The sequence below is a fragment of the Arthrobacter sp. TmtSoilC77 genome (assembly GCF_059739415.1).
The window spans coordinates 2,629,021-2,650,729 of sequence record NZ_AP046050.1 but is presented as its reverse complement, the minus strand read 5'-3'; the positions used below and the strand labels follow the sequence as shown (position 1 = coordinate 2,650,729).

Below are 21,709 nucleotides of genomic sequence, written 5' to 3'. Positions count from 1 at the left end.
CCTAGATTCTAGGCGTCATTGCTCAAGCACTTCGGAAGGCAGCCATGCTTGCTCCCGTCCGGCCGTTCGGCCGCGTCCAATCTTCCTCGACGGCTCAGCGAGTACAAATGCTTCCCAATCCTGCACAAAGTCACCAGGGGAGGGGAGCGGGCCAACACCCGTTGGCGGCGGGGGAGAGTGACACAATCCTGCTCGCTTCCGTGCGTGGGGGCGACTCTGGATCCTACGAGGAACTTTTCCGCCGGTACCAAGGCATTGCCACCCATGTTGCCCGGGCTGAATCGGATAATCCAATGGATGCCGACGACGTGGTCTCCGAGGCGTTTGCATCGATCCTGGAATCCCTGCTGGCGGGCAGGGGACCCGTGGACTCATTCAGGGCTTATCTGGTGACCACCGTTCGGCGAATGTCGCACCGCCGAAATCTGCAGGTCGGACGGGCAGCGACGACGGTGAGAGGCGTTGCGGGTCAGGTCGTGGTTATCGATGATGATCCTGTTCTCAAAGACTTCGAGAATACGATCCTTATGCTGGCTTTCCGTTCCCTTCCAGCCCGCTGGCAGACCGTACTTTGGCACGTGGACGTTGAAGACTCGAAGCCGGCTGCAGCGGCACAAGCCATGGACCTGACTCCAAACGCTGTGTCGTCATTGCTCATCCGCGCACGGGAGGGTCTCCGGCAGGCGTACCTCCAAAAACACGTGCAGGAATCAGCTACGGACCCCTGCACGGACTTTTCACGCTACCTAGGTAAATACGTCCGAAATGCCGTGCGCCAGGCCGCCCAGGACAAAGTTCGCCGGCACCTGGACGATTGCCTGCGTTGCGCAGGGGTTTTGGCCGAGTTGTTGGAAGTTCAGGCAGGAATGAAGCGGGCGCGAGTGCTGTAATCAACGTTTACTGGTAACGAGGATTATCCGTTTTCGAACTATTCTCAGCTGGCTACTGAGCCCGCATTTAAACGGTGGAGCCGATAGTGCCGCCCAGCAGTCTGGTGGTGGTTAGTTGAGAAACTCTGCCACCGAGGTTATCTAGCCGAGACAAGCCCAAGGATCGCAATGGCGACGCCGATTCCAACCCAAGCCCCGGCCATGATTCGCAGTATCCTGACGTTTCGACGCTTGAATGCCGGCAGGTCCAGGTTTGGCTGAAACCATTCGACGCGGATCCTCGCCGCCCGCTCCGTCAGGGCAGGTGAAATAGCGAAGAGAATAATTCCTGCCCCAACCAGTACCAGACCGAATATTGTTCCGGGCGCCATGCGTTCTCCCTAACAACGGAGGATCCTGTTCGGCCATTATCTATGCCATCTCAGTGACTGCGTAACGCGACCACGGTTCTGCCGCTGCGGCGGCGTGTTTCTGGGTGACTTGGTAGCTGTAGCCGAGCATTTCGGCAACGAGCGGGGCGGGCACTTCCTTCACGAGGGTGGCGGAGGGATGCGTTGCGTGCGCCCAGGAGTTCGATGCCGATTTCTCTGAGGCGTTCCATGAGCGTGTTGGGGTGGATGTGGTGCCCGGGCCGGTAGCCGGGGAACAGCCATTTGCTGCCCGAGCTGCTGCCTGTGCGTAAGTTGGGGCGTGAGGCCAGGTGTTGGCACTGGGCGGAGGAGGGGTGATCGTGCATCAGATGCAATAATCACTAATCACTGTTCTACTTTACATAATGTAGATTATCGGCGTTCAAACAACGGGAGTAGAAGCAGCTGCGAGAACTCCCGCCCCATGACGAATCCAGCGTTTCCGCAGGTCAGCCGGGCTTTGCCCGGCGCGCGCATTCCTCACGCCAACGACTGAATTTGCCCTCGGATCGCTTATGGCTATAGGTTTCCTGCATCTAATGCATGTTTCCATGGTTTAGGGGTCGTGGTGGGTAATGCCGTTCCGGGTTTCGTCCCGCGGATGCTGGTGGATCCGGACATTGGGCTGTTCCGGGCTGATGAACGGGTTTTCACTGCCATGCTCGATGGCTGGCGCGCGCAGATGCTGGCACGTGGCCTCACGACTCAGACCATCAAGCAGCGCGGCCAGCTGCTGGAGCGTTTTCAACGCTTCACGGGTGAATTCCCATGGCAATGGCGCCACGCCGACATCGATGACTTCCTGGCCGATCTGCGCTCGGGCGAGAAACCGATCAGCCTGAAAACGTTGCGCTCGTACAGCAACGCCGTGGCGATGTTCTGCTCTTATCTGACGCATCCTGGCTATGGCTGGGGCGAGTTCTGCGAACGGACTTTCGGCGATATTCCGAGCCAGATCTGCTTCGAGTGGAATATGCCAAGGCACACCACCGATGATGCCGTCCCGGCGAAGAAGCGGTCGTTCACCAAGGCGGAACTGCAGCGACTATTCGACTACATCGATGACCTTGTCGACCGGGAATACGCCGCTGGCAGCAAACGATGGCTGCCCCTTTTCCGCGACTCTGTGGCGTTCAAGGTCTGCTATGCCTATGGGCTTCGCCGACGTGAGATGACCATGCTGGACCTGGAAGACTTCGGCCCGAACCCGCACGTCAGTGACTACGGCCGGTTCGGAGCAGTTCAGGTACGGTTCGCCAAGGGAACGGCAGGCTCAGGACCCAGACGGCGCACCGTGCTGACCGTTCCGGAGTTCGACTGGGTCGTGGACCAGCTCAAGACCTGGACATCCGGAGGGCTGCGGCAGCAGTTTCCGACAGCTGAACGGTCCTCGGCTCTTTGGCCGAGCGAGCGGGGTGCCCGGATGTCCCTGGGCTCTTTCGGGGATGCGTTCGCCGCTGCCCGGGATGCCGTCGGCTTGCCCCAGGAGCTGGGTCTGCATTGCCTCAGGCATTCCTACGTGACCCACCTGATCGAAGCCGGCTATGACGCGGCCTTCGTGCAGACTCAGGTTGGCCACTCCTACGCCTCGACCACCGGGCTCTACACGTCGGTATCGTCGGACTTCAAGCAGAAATCCGTGCAGCAGATGATTGCACGCCGCATCGCGAACTTGGAGGACCCAGATGCCTGAACAGCGCCGGATTGGCTACCGCTGGAACTTGCGAGCCCTGATGGCAAAGCAGAACCTGTGGAAGACCACCGAACTGATGCCGCTCCTGAAATCTCGTGGTATCAACCTTTCCGAAAGTCAGGTCTACAGGCTGGTCACATCGACTCCGGAGCGCATTCCGGCCAAGACATTCGCGGCGCTCTGCGACATCCTGGACTGCACACCCAACGACCTGTTCGAACCATTCGTGGAGATGCGCGCCGCGGCGACAGCCAATGCCCCGAAGCGCAGTGAAGACCTCGGCATCCAACCAGGCAACCCCATCGCACGACGTGTCCGCCTCGTCGCTTCTGAGGACGGTGAGTAGGCCACGCAAAGCAGAGGACCCGATCCGCTGGCCGGTTCCCTGCAGTCGCTGCGGTCAGCACCATCAAACCGTCGCGCGCTGGCCAGACGGCGGCGTTTGCGGCTACTGCTATCAGCAGGCAAAGCGCACCCGTGGAGTCTGCGCCTGCGGCCATGAAGGTGTTCTTCCGGGAATTATCGATGAGGAGCCGGCATGCCGCAGCTGCTCGGGCGTTCGGCTCAACGTTGACTGTGTGGGCTGCGGCGCCGAAGACGAACTTTACAGTGGTGGACGCTGCTGGACCTGCGTCCTCGGCGACATCGTAGACGACCTGCTTACAGACCCAGCTACGGGAGTCATGGCCACGGAACTGATCCCGCTGGCGGCGGCACTGAAGTCAATGAAACGGGCCAACAGCGGCATGACCTGGATCCGGCAAAAGCACGTCACGGCCTTCCTTCGTAACCTCGCTACCGCACCCAAAATCAGTCACGACACCTTCGATGAACTGCCCGACTCCCGCACCCGCGAGTACGTCCGAGGGCTCCTCATCGAGCACGGGGTGCTCCCCCAGCGAAATGCGTTCCTGATTCGCTACGAAAGCTGGGCCACCCAAGCCATGGAACGCGTCAGCGACCCACAGAACCTTGACGTGATCCGCCGCTACATCCGATGGCATCACCAGCGACGCATGAACCTCATGGACGAAGTCTCCCGCGGCACTTTCCTGCGCGCCAAACAGGAAGTCACCGTCGCCATCGACCTCCTGAACTGGCTCACCGGTCATGACATCAAACTGCCGGAACTGCAGCAGTCCCACCTTGATGTATGGCAATCCGAGGGGCCCACGACGAGACGCATCGCTGAGCGCTTCCTCAAATGGGCCATCAAAACCAAGGCCGCCCCAGCGGGGCTCACCATCGTCCCGCACCGCCGCGGCACCAGCCCAAGACTCCCCAAGATCGGGCAAGACAAAGCGCTCCAACAAATCATCCACACCAACGGACCGGAGACCCGTGACCGGGCCGCCGCGATCCTCATCCTCGTCTTCGGACAACAAGCCGAAAACATCGCCCGGCTGACCTGGGACGACGTCACAGTCACTGAAGACTTAGTCACCATCCAACTCGGAACCACCAAAATTGCGCTGCCGGACCCGTTAGCCCAGCCATGGCGGGAGCTCGCCGCAAACCCAGGCCACGAACTGACCGCAGCACACCCCAACACCAAGTGGGTATTCCGCGGAACATCACCCGGACGCCACATCCACCCAGGGCACCTCACAACCCGACTCAGCAAGCTCTTCAACACCCGCGCCGCGCGACTCGGAACACTCCACGAACTCACCAAACTCGCACCCGTGGCCATCATCGCCGAAACCCTCGGCTACTCCCCGACTACCATCGAACGCCACGCCACCGACTCGGCATCCGCCTATGCCCGGTACATCGCAGCAGTAAACGAGTCCGTCCTGCACGAAAGCCCGAGAAACTAGAACGGCTCCGTCTCGCTTGCGTCCGTGAGGACATACCTAAAGCTGCCGGCCCCGACGATCCCAGTCCTGGCGACGGGCTTCTTCCTCGTCCCAGAAATGACCGTCGTAGTGGCGCACATAGAGCAGATAGGCGGTGAAGACCGCGCAGATAATCAGCATTGCCAGCATGAGGTAAAGAAAGGGACCCCAAGCTTGATTCCACCGGAATGCAATTTGCACGATTGCGTTTACGGCCATGAAGGACACCATGACCAGCTGCCAGCGAAATCCGCCCCGCGTCATACGCGGCTCAAGGCGCTTCCGACCCTCAGGCATATTCGGAGCCTACAGCCGGAGGAGCTTTCTGTCATGAGCTAACACCGGCCCCGCCACCGAGCAGTATGAGTGCCGTTCACCGTCGGCAAATCACGGAGGCGGCTACTCCCGTCCCATGAATACCCGTGCATGCCAGTTAAGTCACGGGAGTAGAAGGGGTGCCTGACCCAGTCTGACTCAGTGGACACGGTCTGTCTGATCCGGGATAAGGCTGCCGTCCTCGCGCAGCACGGGCCCCTTGCTGCTGTCCGGGTTGGTGTACCCCTTGGTGCTGCATGGATACGGCTCGCTGCGCTGTGGTTTGGGGTCGATGAACATTGGCGTGATTAGCCACTTGCCGTCCTCGTTGTCGTACGCGCGGCACATGATTTCCGCGTTGTTCCGGTTCACCACCAGTCTGGCTTCGGTGGCGTCGGCAACGAAGGTTACGTCCGTGCCGGAGTCGCCGGCGGCCAGGATCTGGCGGCGTTCGGCAGGCAGTTGCTCAAAGGCTGATGGACCCTCGACGCCGAAGATCACCTGGTTGGCCCAGCATCGTTTTCCCTCGATGTAGGTCATGACGGAATCTTCGCCGTCGGGTATGCCGCCGCAGCCTTTCAGGTGGGAGGTTTGGATGCCGTCCTCGTATACGCTGCGGACGCCTACGACGTGTCCGGCGTCGATGCCAACCTCGCCGGCCCACGCCTTGACCACCGGCTCCGGCGATGCGGACACCACCCAGGTTTCGATGCCGTGTGCCTGAAGGACACCAATGAGGTCCTTCATTTGAGGGTATATCCGGATATAGCCGTCCACGTGCTGGCTTCCAACGGTCTGCATGCTGCCTTCTGGTGCTAACAGGTTCTCCTGCTTCATTGCGAGTGCGAACCCGCCAAGTTGCTCCTCCGTATATCCGGCAGAGAGGGCCGTACCCCAGGCATAGGCGCCTATGAGGTGGCGGGCATTGAAGCCCTCAAAGGCCGGTTCGCCGGAACGCGTCTTGTCCTCAAGGATGGCGAGGATTTCATCGGCACACTCCGTGTTGCTGCTGGTCTTCAGGGGTTGGCCTGCGGGAGTGTCTGTACCGCATGCCACCGCCAGTGCCTTCGCTGCCGCATCGGTCAGGTAGCGGTTTGTGCTCTTCCAATCCTTATTGGCTGGTTGCAGCACTTTGTCGTTCCGCAGCATCCAAAAGTTTGTGCCGTAGCCGATGTCGTTCTTCACCACGGTGTTGTCCCAGTCGAAGATCGCGACTGGAGCTTTATCTCCGCGGGCTGTTCCGGTGCAGCTGCTGTGGGCGTCAATGGTCTTTTGCAATTGTTCGCGGACCTCGCCTGGCCATGGCAGTTGGGCGTCGAGTTGGCGGCATTCGGCTGCCGGCCGAGCGTCGGTGGCAGGAGGTGTTGCGCACGACGTGGCTGACATGAGGGCAGCCATTACGGCCGCGGTGGTCGCAAACCGGAAATAGTTCTTCCTGAGGGTTTCCTTCCTGTAGCTCTTGTCATCCTTGACTGACGCTGACGAAAATGTGGACATGCTTCCCCCGATTCTCAAGATCCTTAATGGTCTGTAAATAGTCCAAAGTCCTGAGTAAGTGTGTGTCATGTCACAAGGGATAGTCAAGAGATCGGGCGGAAACTTCTACTAGGAAGCTTGGGCTGGCCACTCTAAAACAAGTCCTATTGGCATTTTTTCAGGCCAGTCAAGTATCAAGCGCCGACGTAAGCCGCTAGGTGCTTGCCGGTCAGCGTCGGGCGGTCAGCCACAAGATCAGCGGGCGTACCGGAGAAAACGATCTTGCCGCCGTCGTGTCCGGCACCTGGTCCGAGGTCGATAATCCAGTCGGCATGTGCCATGACGGCCTGGTGATGTTCGATCACAATGACTGACTTTCCCGACTGAACCAAGCGGTCCAGCATTCCCAGTAGGTTTTGGACGTCGGCCAGGTGCAGGCCGGTAGTCGGCTCGTCCAGGACGTAAATATCGCCCTTTTCGGACATTTGCGTAGCCAGCTTGAGCCGCTGGCGTTCCCCGCCGGAAAGTGTGGTGAGCGGCTGTCCGAGCGTCAGGTAACCGAGTCCGACGTCGGCGAGGCGGTCCAGGATCTTGTGGGCGGCAGGTGTGCGGGCTTCACCTTCGCTGAAGAACGTCTCAGCCTCGTCGACAGACATTGCAAGCACTTCTGCAATATTGCGCCCGCCAAGCCTGTACTCCAATACGGAGGCCTGGAAGCGTTTGCCTTCGCATTCCTCACACGTTGATTCCACCGTCGCCATGACGCCAAGATCCGTGTAAATCACGCCAGCGCCATTGCAGGTGGGGCACGCGCCCTCCGAGTTGGAACTGAAGAGAGCCGGTTTCACATTATTGGCCTTGGCGAACGCCTTGCGTATGGGCTCAAGCAGCCCAGTGTAAGTTGCAGGATTGCTCCGGCGGGAACCCCGGATGGCACCTTGGTCGATCACGAGGACCCCGTCACGTTTGGCCACCGAGCCGTGAATGAGCGAGCTCTTGCCTGATCCGGCCACACCCGTGAGTACACAGAGCACGCCCAGTGGAATATCCACGTCCACGTTTTGAAGATTGTTGGTGGAAGCTCCACGTACCTCAAGAGTGCCGGAAGCTGTCCGTACCTGCTCTTTGATGGATGCGCGATCGTCCAGGTGGCGTCCAGTGATGGTGTCACTCCCCCGCAGTCCATCCAGATCGCCTTCGAAGCAGACTGTTCCGCCGCCGGTGCCTGCGCCAGGTCCGAGATCCACCACGTGGTCAGCGATCGCAATCGTTTCAGGCTTGTGCTCGACTACCAGCACAGTATTGCCCTTATCCCGCAACTGCAGCAGCAACTGGTTCATGCGCTCGATGTCATGTGGATGCAGGCCGATGGTTGGCTCGTCGAAGACGTAGGTGACGTCAGTCAGCGATGAGCCCAGATGCCGGATCATCTTGGTTCGCTGCGCCTCTCCCCCGGACAAGGTTCCGGCAGGCCGATCGAGGGACAGGTATCCGAGACCTATCTCGGCGAAGGAGTCCAGGAGGTGCTGCAGTCCTTTGAGAAGCGGAGCCACTGAGGGCTCATCGATTTCCCGGATCCAAACGGCAAGGTCGCTGATCTGCATCTTGCAGACATCGGCAATGCTCTTGTCTTTGATCTTGGAAGAACGTGCCTCCGGGCTCAATCTGGTGCCCTCACATTCCGGACAGGTTGTAAAAGTGATGGCCCGCTCCACGAAGGCGCGGATGTGGGGTTGAAGTGCGTCGACGTCCTTGGAGAGCATCGATTTCTGGATTTTGGGGATGACGCCTTCATAGGTGAGATTGATGCCTTCAACCTTGATTTTGGTCGGTTCCCGGTACAGGAGGTCGTGGAGCTCCTTCTTGGTGAACTTCGCGATTGGCTTGTCCATGTTGAAGAAGCCCGATCCGCTGAAGATCCGGCCATACCAACCATCCATCGTGTATCCGGGAATGCTGAGCGCGCCTTCGTTCAAGGACTTGCTGTCGTCGTACAGTGCAGTGAGATCGAAATCGTTGACGGAGCCCATTCCCTCGCAGCGTGAGCACATACCGCCGAGGCGATTGAAGCTGGCCTTTTCCGTCTTCGTTTTGCCCTCCCCGCGGTCCACCGTGATGGCCCCGCTGGCCTTGACGGTAGGCACGTTGAACGAGTACGCGTTCGGCGATCCGATGTGGGGCTGCCCGAGCCGGCTGAAGAGAATACGGAGCATGGCATTGGCGTCTGTCGCAGTGCCCACAGTGGAGCGCGGGTTCGATCCCATCCTCTCCTGGTCAACGATGATGGCCGTCGTCAGGCCTTCCAACATGTCCACGTCCGGCCGCGACAATGAAGGCATGAAGCCCTGGACAAAAGCGCTGTAGGTCTCATTGATCATGCGCTGGGACTCGGCCGCGATGGTCCCAAAGACCAGCGAACTCTTGCCCGAGCCGGAGACACCCGTGAACACCGTCAGGCGACGTTTGGGGATCTCGACACTGATGTCCTTGAGGTTGTTCTCGCGCGCACCCTGCACCCGTATGAGGTCGTGGGTGTCCGCTACATGCGACGCAGGAGACTGGGTGTCGGTGCTCGTGGCAATGCTCATGATCGCTCCATCTGTTAGGCGGCGCCACCCAACAGTCCCCCGTCGGCGTCGCCTGGCCAGGTCTGACCAGCCTGAGGTCAGTACGTAAAATTCTCGTTCGTCGTCGCGAATGCGGCAACGGTCAGTGTCCACACTAGCGGCCTGCGCCACGGGCCTCGGGGAGGACGCGAAGCCTGAGCCGCTCCAACCATTGTCATCAGCCGCCGACTCGCTAAGAATGAAGCATGCCGGTATACATGAGGTCCCTTGAAACCGCAGTTCCGCCAACCATCCTCGTGCAGTCGCAGGCACGGGACGTCTTTGCAGCTCAACCAGGACTGACGCGGCTCGGGTCGCGGTTGGTCTCCACGTGCTTCGACTCAGCAGCAATAGATACCCGGTATACGGCGGTGGAAGAGCTGAGCCTCGACGCACATCCGGAAAATCCACGGTTCTTTGACCCCTCGAGCAATCAAGTGCTCAGCCCCAGCACCAAAGTCCGGAACGAGATCTTTGCTACGGAAGCCACCAAACTCTTCATCGAGGCCGGCAAGGCTGCGGTGGCGCGGGTCCCCGACATTGACCTCGATGACATCACCCACGTCATCACCGTTTCCTGCACGGGATTCTTCAACCCCGGTCCCGACTACAAGGTAGTCCGGGCACTTGGACTCAACCCCGCCGTGCAGCGATACCACCTGGGCTTCATGGGCTGTTATGCCGCTTTTCCAGCCCTGAAGGCAGCCAAGCAGTTCTGCCTGGCTGATCCAGCCGCCGTCGTTCTGGTTATCTGTGTGGAGCTTTGTTCACTGCACGTGCGGACCTCCAACGACCCGGACACCATCATGGGTTCAGCGATATTCGGCGACGGCGCGGCGGCGGCCATCGTAACGGCCAAAGAACCCCAAGGGCCCGAACCCGTGATCCGGCTGGACCACTTTGAAACGGTCCTCACGCCCGTGGGCGAAGAAGCCATGGCCTGGAACATCGGCGACGAAGGATTCGAAATGGTGCTGGGTTCCTACGTGCCCCACATCATCGAGGAACACATCACTGGCGCGTTGGAGCCGTTGCTCGCCAAAGAGCCACAACTGGCGGGACTCCCCTACCGCGAAATAACGCACTGGGCCATCCATCCTGGTGGGCGAAGCATTTTGGACAAGGTCGAATCCAAGCTCGAACTAACCGAGGAGCAACTGGTCCCGGCAAGGGAAACACTGAGGGAATACGGCAACATGAGCAGCGCCACGGTGCTCTTTGTCCTGAAATACATGCTCGGACAAACGCCAAGCCAGCGCGAGGAACCAATCTGTTCCATGGCTTTTGGCCCCGGACTCACGGTGGAGACTGGCCTCTTTACGTTGGTCTCTCCCACTCTGTGAGCCCGTGGGGGTCCCTGAAAGACAGGGACGTGGATGCCATCGAGGACATGGACCGGTCTGACTGCGACCTCCAGCGCCTCAACCGTAGTTATGCCCGCTTCCCGGTGGTCAACGGCCTCCTTTCGGGATGGCACCGCATTTACCGTGACCGCTTTCGGCCGATTCTGGCCTCTACCGGTACGGCATCGGTGCTGGACATCGGATGCGGTGGTGGGGACGTTGCCCGAAGCCTGGCCGGATGGGCCGCGAGGGATGGGTTCTCTTTGCTGGTCACGGCGATCGATCCGGACCAGCGCGCCTACGACTTTGCCAGCCGCTCCCCAGCCGTTGAGGGTGTCCGTTTCCGGCAGGCCCATAGTGCCGAACTTGTCGCGGAAGGCAGCGCGTTCGATATTGTGCTGTCCAACCACATCCTCCACCACCTCGACGCCGATCAATTCACCGCCGTCGTGCGGGACTCCGAGGTTCTGGCCAAGCGTCTGGTGCTCCATAACGACCTCAAACGCAGCAACGCCGCTTACCTCCTTTTCGCCGCCGGCTTCTGGCCGCTGGGTATCGGCTCCTATATTTGCGGGGACGGCTTGGTTTCCATCAAGCGAAGCTTTACCGCCGCAGAGCTCCAACGGGCGGCTCCGGTGGGTTGGAGCGTGGAACGGAACGGCCCATGGCACAACCTGCTCGTCTACCAACATGCTTGACGTCGTCATCGTCGGGGCCGGGCCCGTTGGGTTGTTCATGGGCGTTCTCCTGCTCCAACAGGGGCACCGTGTACGCATACTGGAACGCCGATCGAACCGGAGCCACCGTTCACGGGCCATTGGGATTCACCCTCCGGCTCTAAAGGAACTGGACCATGCCGATCTCGCGGCGACTTTGGTGGCATCCGGCGTCCGCATCGAGCGGGGCGTTGCGTACAGCAAAGGCGCCAGGGTGGCCGGGTTGCCCTTCAACGGGGACCCGGACTTTCCGTTCATTCTTGCCGTCCCACAACCCAAAACGGAACGGGTGCTTGAACAGGCGGTCATGGCTTTGGATCCGGACGCGATCATCCGCGGCGCCACTGTCACGGAATTTGTCGACGACGGCGGCACGGTTAGCGTCCTGGCCGACTCGCCGTCCGGTGGCCTCGCCTACACAAGCCGCCTGCTGGTGGCAGCCGACGGAGCCCACTCCATGATTCGCCAGAGCCTTTTCCCGGGCCTTTCCGTACGCACCTATCCGGACTGCTACCTGATGGGAGACTTCATCGACACCACAGGGCACGGAGATGACGCAGTTCTTTACCTGGAGCCCGAGGGGATCGTGGAGTCGTTCCCCTTGCCTGGGGATGTTCGCCGGTGGGTGGTACGGCTTGGAGCCCCCGCAAGAAGCCCGACGGCGGCAGGCCTGGCTGCGTTGGTGGAAGCCCGGACGGGAGTTGGCGTGGACCCCGGCAGCAACACCATGCTCAGCGCTTTCGAGGTCCAATCACGGCTCGTGAAGAGAATGGTCCATGGCAGGACGGTTTTGTTGGGCGATGCCGCCCACGAGATCAGCCCTATCGGAGGCCAGGGAATGAACCTTGGATGGCTTGACGCCGCTGCCTTGGCACCTCTCGTTGATGCCTCCCTCAGGGGACATGACGTCGGTCGCCAGCTTCAGCAGTTCGAGAAGGAACGACGCCGGGCGGCAGCCCGGGCTTCGCAGCAGGCCGGGTTGAACATGGCCCTTGGCAGGCCCCTGCATCCGGCAATCATGGCATCCCGAAACGCGTTTTTTGCCCATGCCTTGGAACTGCCGGGTGTCTCCGCCCTGGTCGAACGGCGCTTCACCATGCGCTAGGTGGCGCGTGTTCATTCATGACGGTGCCTGTTCAGGAAGGGTGTAGTAACAGTCGTAGGTGTCTTGGCTGACGATTAGACCGTCCCGCAGCTCAAAGACAGCGGTGCTCCGCGCACGTATGGTCTCACCCGCATCCCAGTGCGGGAGGTCCAGGAGCAATGTGGCTGACCAGTTCATCTCAAGGACTACCCGGTTGCCTTCGCAGGTGGTATGGACCACCTCAAAGCTCTGGTTCGCCACGATGTTCTTACTGTGGTCCGCGCCTGTGAGAGTCTCCTGAAGGGTCCTGGTGGACCCGGTCCTGGATAGTGCGTGCGGCCATTCCGTAAGGGTGAAGTCGTGGGCAAGGTACGGGCTGATCTCGGCGGCGCCGCCGCCGGATTCAACCGTCCTGATAAACCCGAGTACATGGTCCAGAGGGGTGCTGATACTCATCCGACGAGCCTAGCTGAACGTGGAGATCCAGGCCCGGCAAGGGCGCACCCCGAGTGCAGGACACAGGCACGAAGAGCAGCCTTGGCGTTAGGCTCAAGTCATGACGCAGCAACCTCACTCCGAGGCGCCCAGCCCGGCTACTGACTTTAATCCCCTCCAGATCAGGGACGCAGTCCTGCGGTTACTTGAAACAGAGGAGCTTCCGCCGATCGTTCAAGCCGGGCACCCCGTCCTCCGGCAACAGGCGGCGCCCTATGACGGGCAGCTTGATGGCACTGAATTGGCGGCGTTCATCGAGCGGATGCGTGAGGTCATGCTTGCCGCGCCGGGGGTTGGGCTGGCGGCTCCGCAGTTGGGCATTCCGCTGCAGTTGGCGGTACTTGAAGACAAGTACGAGGTGGATCCCGAATCGGCAACGGTCCGTCACAGGGAGCCACTGGAGTTCATGGCTGTCCTCAACCCTCAATATCGGCCTCTGGGAAACGAGACAGCGTCATTCTATGAGGGGTGCCTGTCCGTTAGCGGCTACCAAGCGGTGGTCACCAGATACCGCAATGTGGAATTGAGCTATCTGACGCCAGAGGGGCGCCCAGTGGAGGAATGGTTCTCAGGGTGGCAGGCACGCATAGTGCAACACGAAACGGACCACTTACAGGGAATTCTCTACCTGGACAAGGCGGAGCTGCGCTCGCTTTCCAGCAACGCGGAACACTCCCTGCGGTGGTCCAACCCGGACATTGGAGATGCGCGGCGGACCCTGGGTTTCCTGCACAGCTAGCCGGTGCGTAGCCTGCCTCAGTCCGGCAGGCGGTTTGATGCCGTAGGGAGGTGCGCGGCCCACCATGCAAGGATGTGCTCGAACCGTTGCTTGCGGTGATGCGGCGTACCGGAGCGGGACAATTCATGGTCCTCCCCCGGAAAGACCAGCAACGAGGTCTCAATCCCTCTCTCCTTCAGCACGGCGAAGTAACGCTGCCCCTGTTCCAGAGGACACCGAAGATCGTTTTCGCTGTGGATTACCAAAGTCGGTGTCTCCACCGAGTCTGCTACGGCCAAAGGGCTCTGTGCCACCAGCTGCCCGGGTGTCGCTCCGGCGTACTCGCCACCAAAAAACCAGCCGATGTCGGACGTTCCCGCGAAGCTGACCGGGTCCAGGAACCCGCGTTCGACAATTGCCCCTTTGAAACGGTGGTCGTGTGCAATGGTCCAGGCCGTGAGATAGCCGCCATATGATCCGCCCATGATGCCCATACGATCTGCATCCAAAGTTGTATGCGTGGACAAGGCAGCGTCCAGGAAGGCGAGCACGTCCTGCATGTCCAGGGTCCCCATGCGCTCCTTGATGGCGCGCCCATGGGATTGTCCATAGCCTGACGATCCCCGCGGGTTGCACATGGCTACTGCGTATCCCGCAGCTGCATAGACTTGCGCTTCGTCGAAGAAGGCTACCGTGTATTGGGAGAACGGACCCCCGTGGATAGTGAGCAGGACAGGGTGTGGCCCTGGTCCGTCAGGCAGCAGCAACCAACCGTGCACCGGGTACCCGTCCTTGGCATCCGCCTGGAATTCCATGGGCTCACTGACGCGGGAACTATTCCGCAGTTCCGCCGAGAAGTCCGTCAGCAGGCGCAGTTCACCTCGCTCCAGGGAGGCGACGTCGCCAGCGGTGGAGGCGTCCTGGAAGCTCACGGCTATTTCACCGTTGGCGGCTACGGTGGCTCCATTGACTACCCGGGCTCCATGGACCAGAGGAGTAATGCTGCCTGCCGCGGTGATATCGAGGAGCTCCACGCTGCCCAGCGCCGTGTTCAGTACAAGGATGCTGTCAGGTCCGCTCGGTTCCAGCGGACCTGAGACGTCCAAATGCTCGACGTCGGTGAGGGCAACCGCATCTCCCCCGGTGACAGGCATTGAGTAGAGAACGCCGTTGCGCGCTACAAAATCCCGACCTGTATCGCCCAGGTCCTGCGCGGTGAAGAAGAGCGAGCGGCCATCGGTGGACGCCCGCACGGCCGTGACGGTCTGCAGTTTTGGATTGTTGGGTTTGATGGACTCTGGCTCGCCGCCAGTTGCCTTAATCCGGTACACGGATGTTACGAGGTCGTCATCATGCCCGTCGTGGAGAGCGGCCACGAAATATATGAACCCGCCGTCAGCCGAGAAGCACGGCGCCTCGTGGTCCGATTCGCCGAACGTCATCTGCATTGCAGTGGGGACTCCGGTTACCTTGGCGCCAGGCCGCTCGTGGGCGGCTCTGCCACGGGGAATGACAGCAGGCTCACCACCCAATTCCGGCACGTCAACCACGAACAGCTGCTGGCGTTGGTCCAGGACGTACCCCACACCGTTCATCTGGTACTGGTTCACGGCGATAAGCCGGGCGTCTTCGCTTCCGGAAGCAACGCCGTCGACCGTTCCATATCGGCCCGGTTCCGCAACACGGCTGGTGAAGACCACGCGATGGGAATCGGGAGACCACGCAAACCCGTTGACCCCGCCGTGCTGATCCGTGACCTGCTGTGGTTCGCCCCCTGCCGACTCCACAACGAACAATTGTGCTTTTCCCTCAAAGTCGCTCCGCAGGAAGGCCAAAACCAGGCCGTCAGGGGAGAAAGCCGGTGAAGTGTCCCTGAACCCACGGGTGATACGTCGCGGGCGCTTGCTGGTGTCCAGCGGTACATTCCACAATTGACCGACGTAGGCATCGGCGTCGAAATCAGGCCTGACGACGGATACCACGGCTTTGGTGCCGTCCGGATGGATGGCCGGGGCGGAGACGGAGTTCAACAAAGGCAGTTGCTCGGGTTTCACCTTGGTGAGCCTAGCCCCGCAGCCCTGGCGCAGGCACCAGACACTCCGGCCCAACGTAGGATTGAATCCATGTTGTCCGAAGCCGTTGCCGCCCTCCGATGTCCCGTTTGCGAAGGGCGGTTCCAGCTGGCCGGGGATCCACAGCGGAGGCTTGTTTGCGATTCCGGGCATGTCTTCGATGCCGCGAAACAGGGTTACTTCAACCTGCTCACGGGTAAGGGCACAGTCTTCGAAGCTGATTCGGCGCAAATGGTGGGCGCCCGGCAGCGATTCCTGGACAGCGGACAGTATGCTGCTTTGGCTGATCGCGTCGCGGGTCTGGCAGCCGCATCGCTGCAGCGGCCCGGGTCCGTGGTTCTCGACGCCGGAACCGGCACCGGGCACTACCTCCACCGCGTTCTGGAAACCACACCGGCTTCTGCCATCGGGCTGGACATTTCCAAATTCGCACTACGGCGGGCCGCACGACTCAACGGGGATGCTGCCAACCTCGTCTGGGACATTTGGCGCCGGTTGCCCGTCGCCGACGACGCCGTGGATGTGGTCCTTGTGGTGTTCGCTCCGAGGAACCCGGCAGAGTTCGCCCGGGTGCTGCGGCCTGGTGGACAGCTGATTGTGGTGACGCCGCAGCCAGGACATTTGGCTGAAATCGCTGCCCGCACTGGAATGCTCAGTATTGAGGAAGGCAAGGCCGAGCGCCTGGCTGAATCCCTGGGCGGCTATTTCCGCGCGAATTCAGCGTACAACCTGGTCATGCCCCTCACCCTCAAGGGCTCCGAGTTGGCCGACATCGCCTACATGGGGCCGGCCGGTCACCACATCAAGCCCGAAGAACTCGCACAGCTGGCCGCTGCGGATGAACCCGTAGCAACCACGGCGAAGTTCCGTATCAGCCCCTTCACCGTGGGTGCTTCGGCTTCCTGACGAGGAACTCAGCGTCGGGCTAGGATGGAGGAACAGCGACTGTGACCCCGTCTGCGGCGGGGTCCGGGACCAAGGGGGAAATGATGTTTGAATGGCTCGGCGAGAATTGGTGGGCCCTCTGGCTCACGGTCTTCCTCGCGTTCGCGGTGGTGGAGATGCTAACCCTCGACCTCTTCTTCATCATGCTCGGCGGCGGCGCACTGGCAGGGCTCATAGCCGACTTCGCCGGGGCCGATTTCTGGCTCCAGATCGTCATCTTCAGCGTGGTCTCCCTCTTGATGATCGCCTTTGTCCGGCCGGTTGCCCTGAAACACCTGCATAAAGGACCGGCAGAACAGCGGACGAATATCGACCGGCTCATCGGTCAGCCCGCCCTGGTCATTGAAGCGGTCACAGGCACCAGCGGTCTGGTCAAGATCGGCGGCGACGTCTGGAGCGCGCGCAGCACCGCTGGAGTCTTGGACGCCGGCGCTACCGTTCAGGTCACCAGGATTGACGGCGCGACGGCGGTAGTTGCCTCGCCTGCCGAAAACAGCCCGCGCTGATTCGAACCGGAAAACCAGAATTCTGCGGACAACGGGTTGGCAGCCTGCCCGCAAAAGGCCAAAGCAAGCCACGCAATTGGGGAATCAAGGAGACGCATGGACGGTTTAGGAGGAACAGCGGCAGCGGTTGTGCTGATTGTTCTCGTCATTTTTGTCATCATCGTGTTGGTCCGATCGGTAAGGATCATCCCGCAGGCGCGTGCCGGCGTCGTTGAACGCCTCGGCAAGTACCAGCGCACGCTCAACCCGGGCCTAACCATCCTGATTCCATTCGTCGATCGGCTCCTGCCGTTGCTCGACCTCCGTGAGCAGGTGGTGTCCTTCCCGCCGCAGCCAGTCATCACCGAGGACAACCTCGTGGTTTCGATCGACACCGTGGTCTACTTCCAAGTGACGGACCCACGGGCAGCCACGTACGAAATCGCCAACTACATCCAGGCGGTTGAGCAGCTGACCACTACCACGCTTCGTAACGTTGTAGGTGGCCTCAACCTCGAAGAGGCACTGACCTCCCGTGACCAGATCAATGGCCAGCTGCGTGGAGTGTTGGATGAAGCAACAGGCCGCTGGGGCATCCGCGTCTCGCGTGTGGAACTGAAGGCTATTGATCCGCCCCACTCCATCCAGGACTCGATGGAAAAGCAGATGCGTGCAGAGCGCGACCGTCGAGCAGCCATCCTGACGGCTGAGGGAACCAAGCAGTCACAAATCCTTACAGCAGAAGGCCAGCGCCAAGCTGCCATCCTCGCAGCTGAAGGTGACGCTAAGGCCGCTATCCTTCGGGCAGACGGTGAAGCCCAGGCCATCCAGAAAGTCTTTGACGCCATCCACAAGGGCAACCCGGACCAGAAGCTCTTGGCTTACCAGTACCTGCAGACGCTACCCAAGCTTGCTGAGGGCAGTTCCAACAAGCTCTGGATCATCCCCAGTGAAGTTGGCGAGGCCCTGAAGGGCATTGGCAGTGCGCTCGGGGGCGCCAATGGTGACTCCGATGCTGCCGGCTTCTTTGGCGGCAGCAACAAAGTTGCTGCTTCGGAGCCAGTAACTCCCGTGGAATCCACTACGGCATCACAGTCAAGGCCCACAGAGTAACTCTGTGTGAGGCAGGTGAGCGGTCAGCCAAACGGCTGGCCGCTCATCGCGTTGTGCATTGCTTTTGGGTACTGACCATCGATCCGCGTATAATGGGATATTTGTCCGGCTGGTTCAGTGTGGATGGAACATTAAAGCTTGGCCAGGCGTTGCAATTAGTGATGCAAGGTGTGCAGAAGTAGTCCGTAGGGACCGCGAAAACGGCTTACGGCTAGCGCGGAGTTCAGGCTCCGCGAACAGACAGAGGGAGTAATCATGAGCGATCGCAGCCTGCGGGGTATGCGTCTTGGCGCCCAAAGCATGGAAACCGAGTCCGGCGTTGAACCGGCACCGCGCCAGCGGGTTGAATACCGCTGCGAGGATGGCGAGCAGGTCTTCGTCACCTTCTCTGCTGAAGCCGAGATCCCCCCTGTTTGGGTTTCCAAGACTGGCAAGGAAGCCTTGCTCGTAGACGGCGAGCGTCCCGTGGACGCCAACGAGAAGGCCGTCCGTACCCACTGGGACATGCTCCTGGAACGCCGCAGCCTTCCGGAGCTGGAGCAGATCCTTGAGGATCGTTTGAACATCCTGCGTGAGCGCCGCGGAGAGCGCCGCTCAGCTTAGTCTTCGGACTCAAATGGAAAGGCCGGATCGGTTCCTTGCGGAACCGGTCCGGCCTTTTCTTTCTGGAAGCTACTTCTGCTTTGCGAGGGCCGGCTGTTTGCCGGTGAGCTTGGCCCAGCGTGCTGCCAGGCCCCATTTAGTGACGTTGATCATGGCTTCCACCACGATGTTGCCGCTCATCTTCGATGCGCCGAGTTCCCGCTCAACGAAGGTGATGGGGCGCTCCTCAATGCGCAGGCCGAGCTTGGCAACACGCCACGCAAGGTCAACCTGGAAGCCGTAACCCACTGAATCCACTTCGTCCAATTTGAGGGCTTCAAGTGTGCTGCGGCGGAAAGCACGGTAGCCGCCGGTGACGTCCTTGATTTTCAAGCCAAGCATGATGCGGGCATAGGTGCTGCCGATGCGGGAGATTGCCTGGCGGTAGAGCGGCCAGTTCACAACACTGCCTCCCGGTACCCAGCGCGAGCCCATGGCGAGGTCGGCGCCTTCTTTGACCGCATCAAGGAGGAGGGGCAGTTGCTCCGGCTTGTGGGAACCATCGGCGTCCATCTCTACCAGGACGTCATACCCGGCGGCAAGGCCCCACTTGAAGCCGGCAATGTAGGCCGCGCCGAGGCCTTCCTTGCCTTTGCGGTGCAGTACATGCACTTGCTTGTCCTCGGCGGCTATGCCGTCAGCAAGTTGTCCCGTGCCGTCCGGGCTGTTGTCATCAACCACCAGGACGTCCGACTCAGGCACTGCGGTCCGCAGCCGACCCAATGTCTTGGGGAGCGATTCCAGCTCGTTGTAGGTAGGGATGATCGTCAGGACACGCAAGAAGAGGCCTTTCCTTGATGGAGCGGTCAGTGTGCCGGACCAGCCTCAAGGCTGGCGTTCTGGCGCAACTCTCCATTATAGGACGATCCTGTGCACTGCTAAGGGCAGCTGTGGCCCCGGCCACACAAACTTAAGCGCTGCGGGCAGGTCCATAGACCCAGGACCAGTGTTGTCCGGACAGGTAAATTGCCGGACGAACTGTTTTCTGGGGCCCTATGGGCCTGCCCACTCGCGTACCGCCACCAGGCTACGTCCTGGCCGCGACCAGACCATTACTCCCGGGATCACCCCAAGCTTTAACGATCCGTTGAGCCTCAATGCTACGGACTTTACAAAAGCTGTCAACCCGCGGTTGACCTGCGCGTTCGTGCATCGTCCCAGTTCAGGCGGAGCATTCGAAGGCAAGGAAATAGTGCCCTCAGACCCGGAGGGATTCGTGAGCGAAGAGCTCCTGGCCTTCCCTCACCGTCTGCAGGCATACAGGATCACTGCCGGTATCCAGGGCAGGGAGCAAGGGAGTGCGGGCACGGGGATCGGTGCTCCAGGACTGCACACGGCTATCCGCTACCTGGACCATGAGTTCCTCAACTTCCCAAACCGCGAAGCTGGCCGGCGCACCGGGCACGAGTTGGCCCATAAGGGGGTTCCTGTGCTTGGTGGCCCGCCAGCCTGCCCGCGTGTGGCCAAGGAACGCCGCACGGGCTGAAATGCGCTGGTCCAGGTTGCTGTGTTCCAGGCAGGCCCGGATGCTTGACCAAGGGCTGAGTGGTGTCACGGGGCTATCGCTGCCAAAGGTGATTGGAACTCCGCTGGCGTAGAACGCAGCCAAGGTGTTCATGGCCTTGCTGCGTCCGCCAAGCCGTTGCTCGTAGAGACCTCCGGACCCTCCCCACATAGCATCGAATGCGGGTTGCATGCTGACTGTCACCGAGTATTTGGCCAGCTTCTCGACTGCAGCCTGATCGGCAAGCTCAACATGTTCAAAGCGGTGGCCTGCTGCGCGGATCCGCTGCTCCCCCACCTCGGCGGCTGCGGCGTCCAATGCGTCAAGCGCGACATCAAGGCCGGCATCGCCAATGATGTGGAAACCGGCCTGGACGCCCAGGAGTGAGCACGCAGCAAGGTGCTTGGCGGCCTCATCCACTGAAAGATACAAAGTGCCGCGTTGGCCCGGCTCATCGGAATAATCCTGCCTCAAGGCAGCTGTCCGCGACCCGAGGGAACCGTCGATGTTCAGGTCACCCGCCAGGCCCAGGACGCCGGGGCCCAGGCCGTCCAGGATCGTGCGGGCGTGATCCTCCGACGACGCCAGCTCGCCCCAATACGGCAGCACCTGCGGTTTGCCTGTCTGCCTGTTCCAAGACATGGCCATGCGAAGATCTTCCGGGCCGCAGATGTGTGGGGCCGACATTTCAGCCAAGGCAACGTAGCCGTTGGAAGCCGCATAATGCAGGGCCCGTTCCTGATACCCACTCCGTTCGGCGTCACTGAAGCTCCGCGCCGCGAGACGGGCGGCGGTGTGGGCTGTCCTGACTACGCGACCACTATCCCCGGAGAAGCCGTCCATGCCGGCAAGGCCTGCCGACGCCGCCAGGGAGGATGAAACCAGGGCCGAGTGAACGTCAATGCGGGAAAGGTAAACTTGCCTCCCGCCGGAGGCCTGCTCCAGCTCTTCCAGCGTTGGAAGCGTGGCATCCTGCCACGTTGCTTCATCCCAACCGTGGCCAATGACAGTGCCTGAACCGCTGGCGGCAGCAACGGCGTCGAGCAGTTCCCGGGCAGACCGCACGCCCGTCAAGGACAGTCCAGCCAAAGCGAGGCCCGTCTCCGTCAAGTGCGCATGGGAGTCAACAAAGCCCGGTGCCACGAGGGCGCCCCGAAGATCAATGACGTCCATTGTGGAATCCTCGATGGACGTCGCTGCCTGTTCGGATCCCACCCATGCGACCGTGTCACCATCCACCACCATGGCGGTAGCGAACGGATCGGCAGCGGTATAGATCGAACCGTTCCGGTAAAGGGTGACCTTGCGGACGTTTTCGTCGGGACGGTCGCCGGCGGACGGGCCTGGCTGGTTCATGCGGTGTG

General features: G+C 60.9%; 20 protein-coding genes. 12 read left to right on the top strand and 8 right to left on the bottom strand.

Going from position 1 to position 21,709, the window contains the following annotated elements; all coding sequences use genetic code 11:
- Window positions 1-107: 107 nt before the first annotated feature.
- Entirely contained in the window at window positions 108-890 is a 783-nt protein-coding gene (locus tag AC6I99_RS12160) for an RNA polymerase sigma factor (protein ID WP_497944996.1), read from the top strand.
- 137 nt (window positions 891-1,027) lie between these two features.
- On the opposite strand, the gene AC6I99_RS12155 is transcribed toward AC6I99_RS12160, so the two are convergent.
- Window positions 1,028-1,261 carry a hypothetical protein gene (locus tag AC6I99_RS12155; protein WP_309930233.1) on the bottom strand — a complete coding sequence of 78 codons (234 nt, stop codon included), beginning with the start codon at window positions 1,259-1,261 and terminating at the stop codon, window positions 1,028-1,030.
- Between the two features lie 607 nt (window positions 1,262-1,868).
- Here AC6I99_RS12155 and AC6I99_RS12150 point away from each other — a divergent pair.
- The 3 genes from AC6I99_RS12150 (at window position 1,869) to AC6I99_RS12140 (ending at window position 4,813) form a co-directional block, all read left to right on the top strand.
- Window positions 1,869-2,993, top strand: a complete 1,125-nt coding sequence (locus AC6I99_RS12150; protein ID WP_497943998.1) for a tyrosine-type recombinase/integrase — start codon at window positions 1,869-1,871, stop codon at window positions 2,991-2,993.
- A complete protein-coding gene (locus AC6I99_RS12145; RefSeq protein WP_224092706.1) occupies window positions 2,986-3,339 on the top strand; it encodes a helix-turn-helix domain-containing protein in 354 nt (117 codons plus the stop codon). The genes AC6I99_RS12150 and AC6I99_RS12145 overlap by 8 nt, the downstream gene beginning before the upstream one ends.
- Window positions 3,340-3,676: 337 nt before the next feature.
- Window positions 3,677-4,813: a Fis family transcriptional regulator gene (locus tag AC6I99_RS12140; protein WP_224164432.1), complete on the top strand. Its 1,137-nt coding sequence runs from the start codon at window positions 3,677-3,679 to the stop codon at window positions 4,811-4,813.
- 36 nt (window positions 4,814-4,849) lie between these two features.
- Here AC6I99_RS12140 and AC6I99_RS12135 read toward each other — a convergent pair whose 3' ends face one another.
- The 3 genes from AC6I99_RS12135 to AC6I99_RS12125 all read right to left on the bottom strand — a co-directional run bounded on the left by AC6I99_RS12135 (window position 4,850) and on the right by AC6I99_RS12125 (window position 9,210).
- Window positions 4,850-5,128 carry a hypothetical protein gene (locus tag AC6I99_RS12135; RefSeq protein ID WP_224092703.1) on the bottom strand — a complete coding sequence of 93 codons (279 nt, stop codon included), beginning with the start codon at window positions 5,126-5,128 and terminating at the stop codon, window positions 4,850-4,852.
- Between the two features lie 177 nt (window positions 5,129-5,305).
- Entirely contained in the window at window positions 5,306-6,643 is a 1,338-nt protein-coding gene (locus AC6I99_RS12130; RefSeq protein WP_497961020.1) for an HAD family hydrolase, read from the bottom strand.
- A gap of 173 nt (window positions 6,644-6,816) precedes the next feature.
- Window positions 6,817-9,210 carry an ATP-binding cassette domain-containing protein gene (locus AC6I99_RS12125; protein WP_309926009.1) on the bottom strand — a complete coding sequence of 798 codons (2,394 nt, stop codon included), beginning with the start codon at window positions 9,208-9,210 and terminating at the stop codon, window positions 6,817-6,819.
- A 224-nt stretch (window positions 9,211-9,434) separates the two neighbouring features.
- Between AC6I99_RS12125 and AC6I99_RS12120 the strand changes: the two genes are divergently transcribed.
- From AC6I99_RS12120 to AC6I99_RS12110, 3 genes are read left to right on the top strand one after another with little or no spacing between them, the layout of a single operon-like run.
- Entirely contained in the window at window positions 9,435-10,571 is a 1,137-nt protein-coding gene (locus AC6I99_RS12120) for a type III polyketide synthase (protein ID WP_497961019.1), read from the top strand.
- Complete coding sequence (locus tag AC6I99_RS12115; protein ID WP_497961018.1) at window positions 10,568-11,269, top strand: class I SAM-dependent methyltransferase; 702 nt, start codon at window positions 10,568-10,570, stop codon at window positions 11,267-11,269. The genes AC6I99_RS12120 and AC6I99_RS12115 overlap by 4 nt, the downstream gene beginning before the upstream one ends.
- On the top strand, window positions 11,262-12,392 hold the full coding sequence (locus AC6I99_RS12110; RefSeq protein WP_497961017.1) for an FAD-dependent oxidoreductase: 1,131 nt from the start codon (window positions 11,262-11,264) through the stop codon (window positions 12,390-12,392). Before AC6I99_RS12115 ends, AC6I99_RS12110 begins: the two co-directional genes overlap by 8 nt.
- A gap of 15 nt (window positions 12,393-12,407) precedes the next feature.
- Here AC6I99_RS12110 and AC6I99_RS12105 read toward each other — a convergent pair whose 3' ends face one another.
- Window positions 12,408-12,827 (bottom strand): nuclear transport factor 2 family protein, encoded by a 420-nt coding sequence (locus AC6I99_RS12105; protein ID WP_497961016.1) that lies wholly within the window; start codon window positions 12,825-12,827, stop codon window positions 12,408-12,410.
- Between the two features lie 100 nt (window positions 12,828-12,927).
- Here AC6I99_RS12105 and AC6I99_RS12100 point away from each other — a divergent pair, with 100 nt between their 5' ends.
- Window positions 12,928-13,605 carry a peptide deformylase gene (locus tag AC6I99_RS12100; protein WP_224090404.1) on the top strand — a complete coding sequence of 226 codons (678 nt, stop codon included), beginning with the start codon at window positions 12,928-12,930 and terminating at the stop codon, window positions 13,603-13,605.
- 17 nt (window positions 13,606-13,622) lie between these two features.
- Here the strand turns inward: AC6I99_RS12100 and AC6I99_RS12095 are convergent, their stop codons facing one another.
- Entirely contained in the window at window positions 13,623-15,638 is a 2,016-nt protein-coding gene (locus tag AC6I99_RS12095) for a S9 family peptidase (RefSeq protein WP_497961015.1), read from the bottom strand.
- A gap of 69 nt (window positions 15,639-15,707) precedes the next feature.
- Between AC6I99_RS12095 and AC6I99_RS12090 the strand changes: the two genes are divergently transcribed.
- The 4 genes from AC6I99_RS12090 (at window position 15,708) to AC6I99_RS12075 (ending at window position 18,802) form a co-directional block, all read left to right on the top strand.
- Window positions 15,708-16,562 (top strand): methyltransferase domain-containing protein, encoded by an 855-nt coding sequence (locus tag AC6I99_RS12090; protein ID WP_497961014.1) that lies wholly within the window; start codon window positions 15,708-15,710, stop codon window positions 16,560-16,562.
- A gap of 83 nt (window positions 16,563-16,645) precedes the next feature.
- Window positions 16,646-17,107, top strand: a complete 462-nt coding sequence (locus AC6I99_RS12085) for an NfeD family protein (protein ID WP_216925837.1) — start codon at window positions 16,646-16,648, stop codon at window positions 17,105-17,107.
- A gap of 96 nt (window positions 17,108-17,203) precedes the next feature.
- Window positions 17,204-18,199, top strand: coding sequence for an SPFH domain-containing protein (locus AC6I99_RS12080; RefSeq protein WP_309926023.1), 996 nt, complete (start codon window positions 17,204-17,206; stop codon window positions 18,197-18,199).
- Window positions 18,200-18,454: 255 nt separating this feature from the next.
- The gene (locus AC6I99_RS12075) at window positions 18,455-18,802 is read left to right on the top strand and encodes an RNA polymerase-binding protein RbpA (protein ID WP_021470504.1); all 348 of its coding nucleotides are present in this window, start codon (window positions 18,455-18,457) and stop codon (window positions 18,800-18,802) included.
- Window positions 18,803-18,871: 69 nt separating this feature from the next.
- Here the strand turns inward: AC6I99_RS12075 and AC6I99_RS12070 are convergent, their stop codons facing one another.
- Complete coding sequence (locus AC6I99_RS12070) at window positions 18,872-19,621, bottom strand: polyprenol monophosphomannose synthase (RefSeq protein ID WP_224164425.1); 750 nt, start codon at window positions 19,619-19,621, stop codon at window positions 18,872-18,874.
- A 418-nt stretch (window positions 19,622-20,039) separates the two neighbouring features.
- Window positions 20,040-21,701, bottom strand: a complete 1,662-nt coding sequence (locus AC6I99_RS12065; RefSeq protein WP_497961013.1) for an amidohydrolase — start codon at window positions 21,699-21,701, stop codon at window positions 20,040-20,042.
- Window positions 21,702-21,709 lie beyond the last annotated feature (8 nt).

Bases quoted from the DNA above. Each gene is read 5' to 3' on its own strand.
- AC6I99_RS12160 (WP_497944996.1), top strand. From the start codon at position 108: ATGCTTCCCAATCCTGCACAAAGTCACCAGGGGAGGGGAGCGGGCCAA.
- AC6I99_RS12155 (WP_309930233.1), bottom strand. From the start codon at position 1,261: ATGGCGCCCGGAACAATATTCGGTCTGGTACTGGTTGGGGCAGGAATT.
- AC6I99_RS12145 (WP_224092706.1), top strand. From the start codon at position 2,986: ATGCCTGAACAGCGCCGGATTGGCTACCGCTGGAACTTGCGAGCCCTG.
- AC6I99_RS12140 (WP_224164432.1), top strand. From the start codon at position 3,677: ATGGCCACGGAACTGATCCCGCTGGCGGCGGCACTGAAGTCAATGAAA.
- AC6I99_RS12135 (WP_224092703.1), bottom strand. From the start codon at position 5,128: ATGCCTGAGGGTCGGAAGCGCCTTGAGCCGCGTATGACGCGGGGCGGA.
- AC6I99_RS12130 (WP_497961020.1), bottom strand. From the start codon at position 6,643: ATGTCCACATTTTCGTCAGCGTCAGTCAAGGATGACAAGAGCTACAGG.
- AC6I99_RS12125 (WP_309926009.1), bottom strand. From the start codon at position 9,210: ATGAGCATTGCCACGAGCACCGACACCCAGTCTCCTGCGTCGCATGTA.
- AC6I99_RS12120 (WP_497961019.1), top strand. From the start codon at position 9,435: ATGCCGGTATACATGAGGTCCCTTGAAACCGCAGTTCCGCCAACCATC.
- AC6I99_RS12110 (WP_497961017.1), top strand. From the start codon at position 11,262: ATGCTTGACGTCGTCATCGTCGGGGCCGGGCCCGTTGGGTTGTTCATG.
- AC6I99_RS12105 (WP_497961016.1), bottom strand. From the start codon at position 12,827: ATGAGTATCAGCACCCCTCTGGACCATGTACTCGGGTTTATCAGGACG.
- AC6I99_RS12100 (WP_224090404.1), top strand. From the start codon at position 12,928: ATGACGCAGCAACCTCACTCCGAGGCGCCCAGCCCGGCTACTGACTTT.
- AC6I99_RS12090 (WP_497961014.1), top strand. From the start codon at position 15,708: ATGTTGTCCGAAGCCGTTGCCGCCCTCCGATGTCCCGTTTGCGAAGGG.
- AC6I99_RS12085 (WP_216925837.1), top strand. From the start codon at position 16,646: ATGTTTGAATGGCTCGGCGAGAATTGGTGGGCCCTCTGGCTCACGGTC.
- AC6I99_RS12080 (WP_309926023.1), top strand. From the start codon at position 17,204: ATGGACGGTTTAGGAGGAACAGCGGCAGCGGTTGTGCTGATTGTTCTC.
- AC6I99_RS12075 (WP_021470504.1), top strand. From the start codon at position 18,455: ATGAGCGATCGCAGCCTGCGGGGTATGCGTCTTGGCGCCCAAAGCATG.
- AC6I99_RS12065 (WP_497961013.1), bottom strand. From the start codon at position 21,701: ATGAACCAGCCAGGCCCGTCCGCCGGCGACCGTCCCGACGAAAACGTC.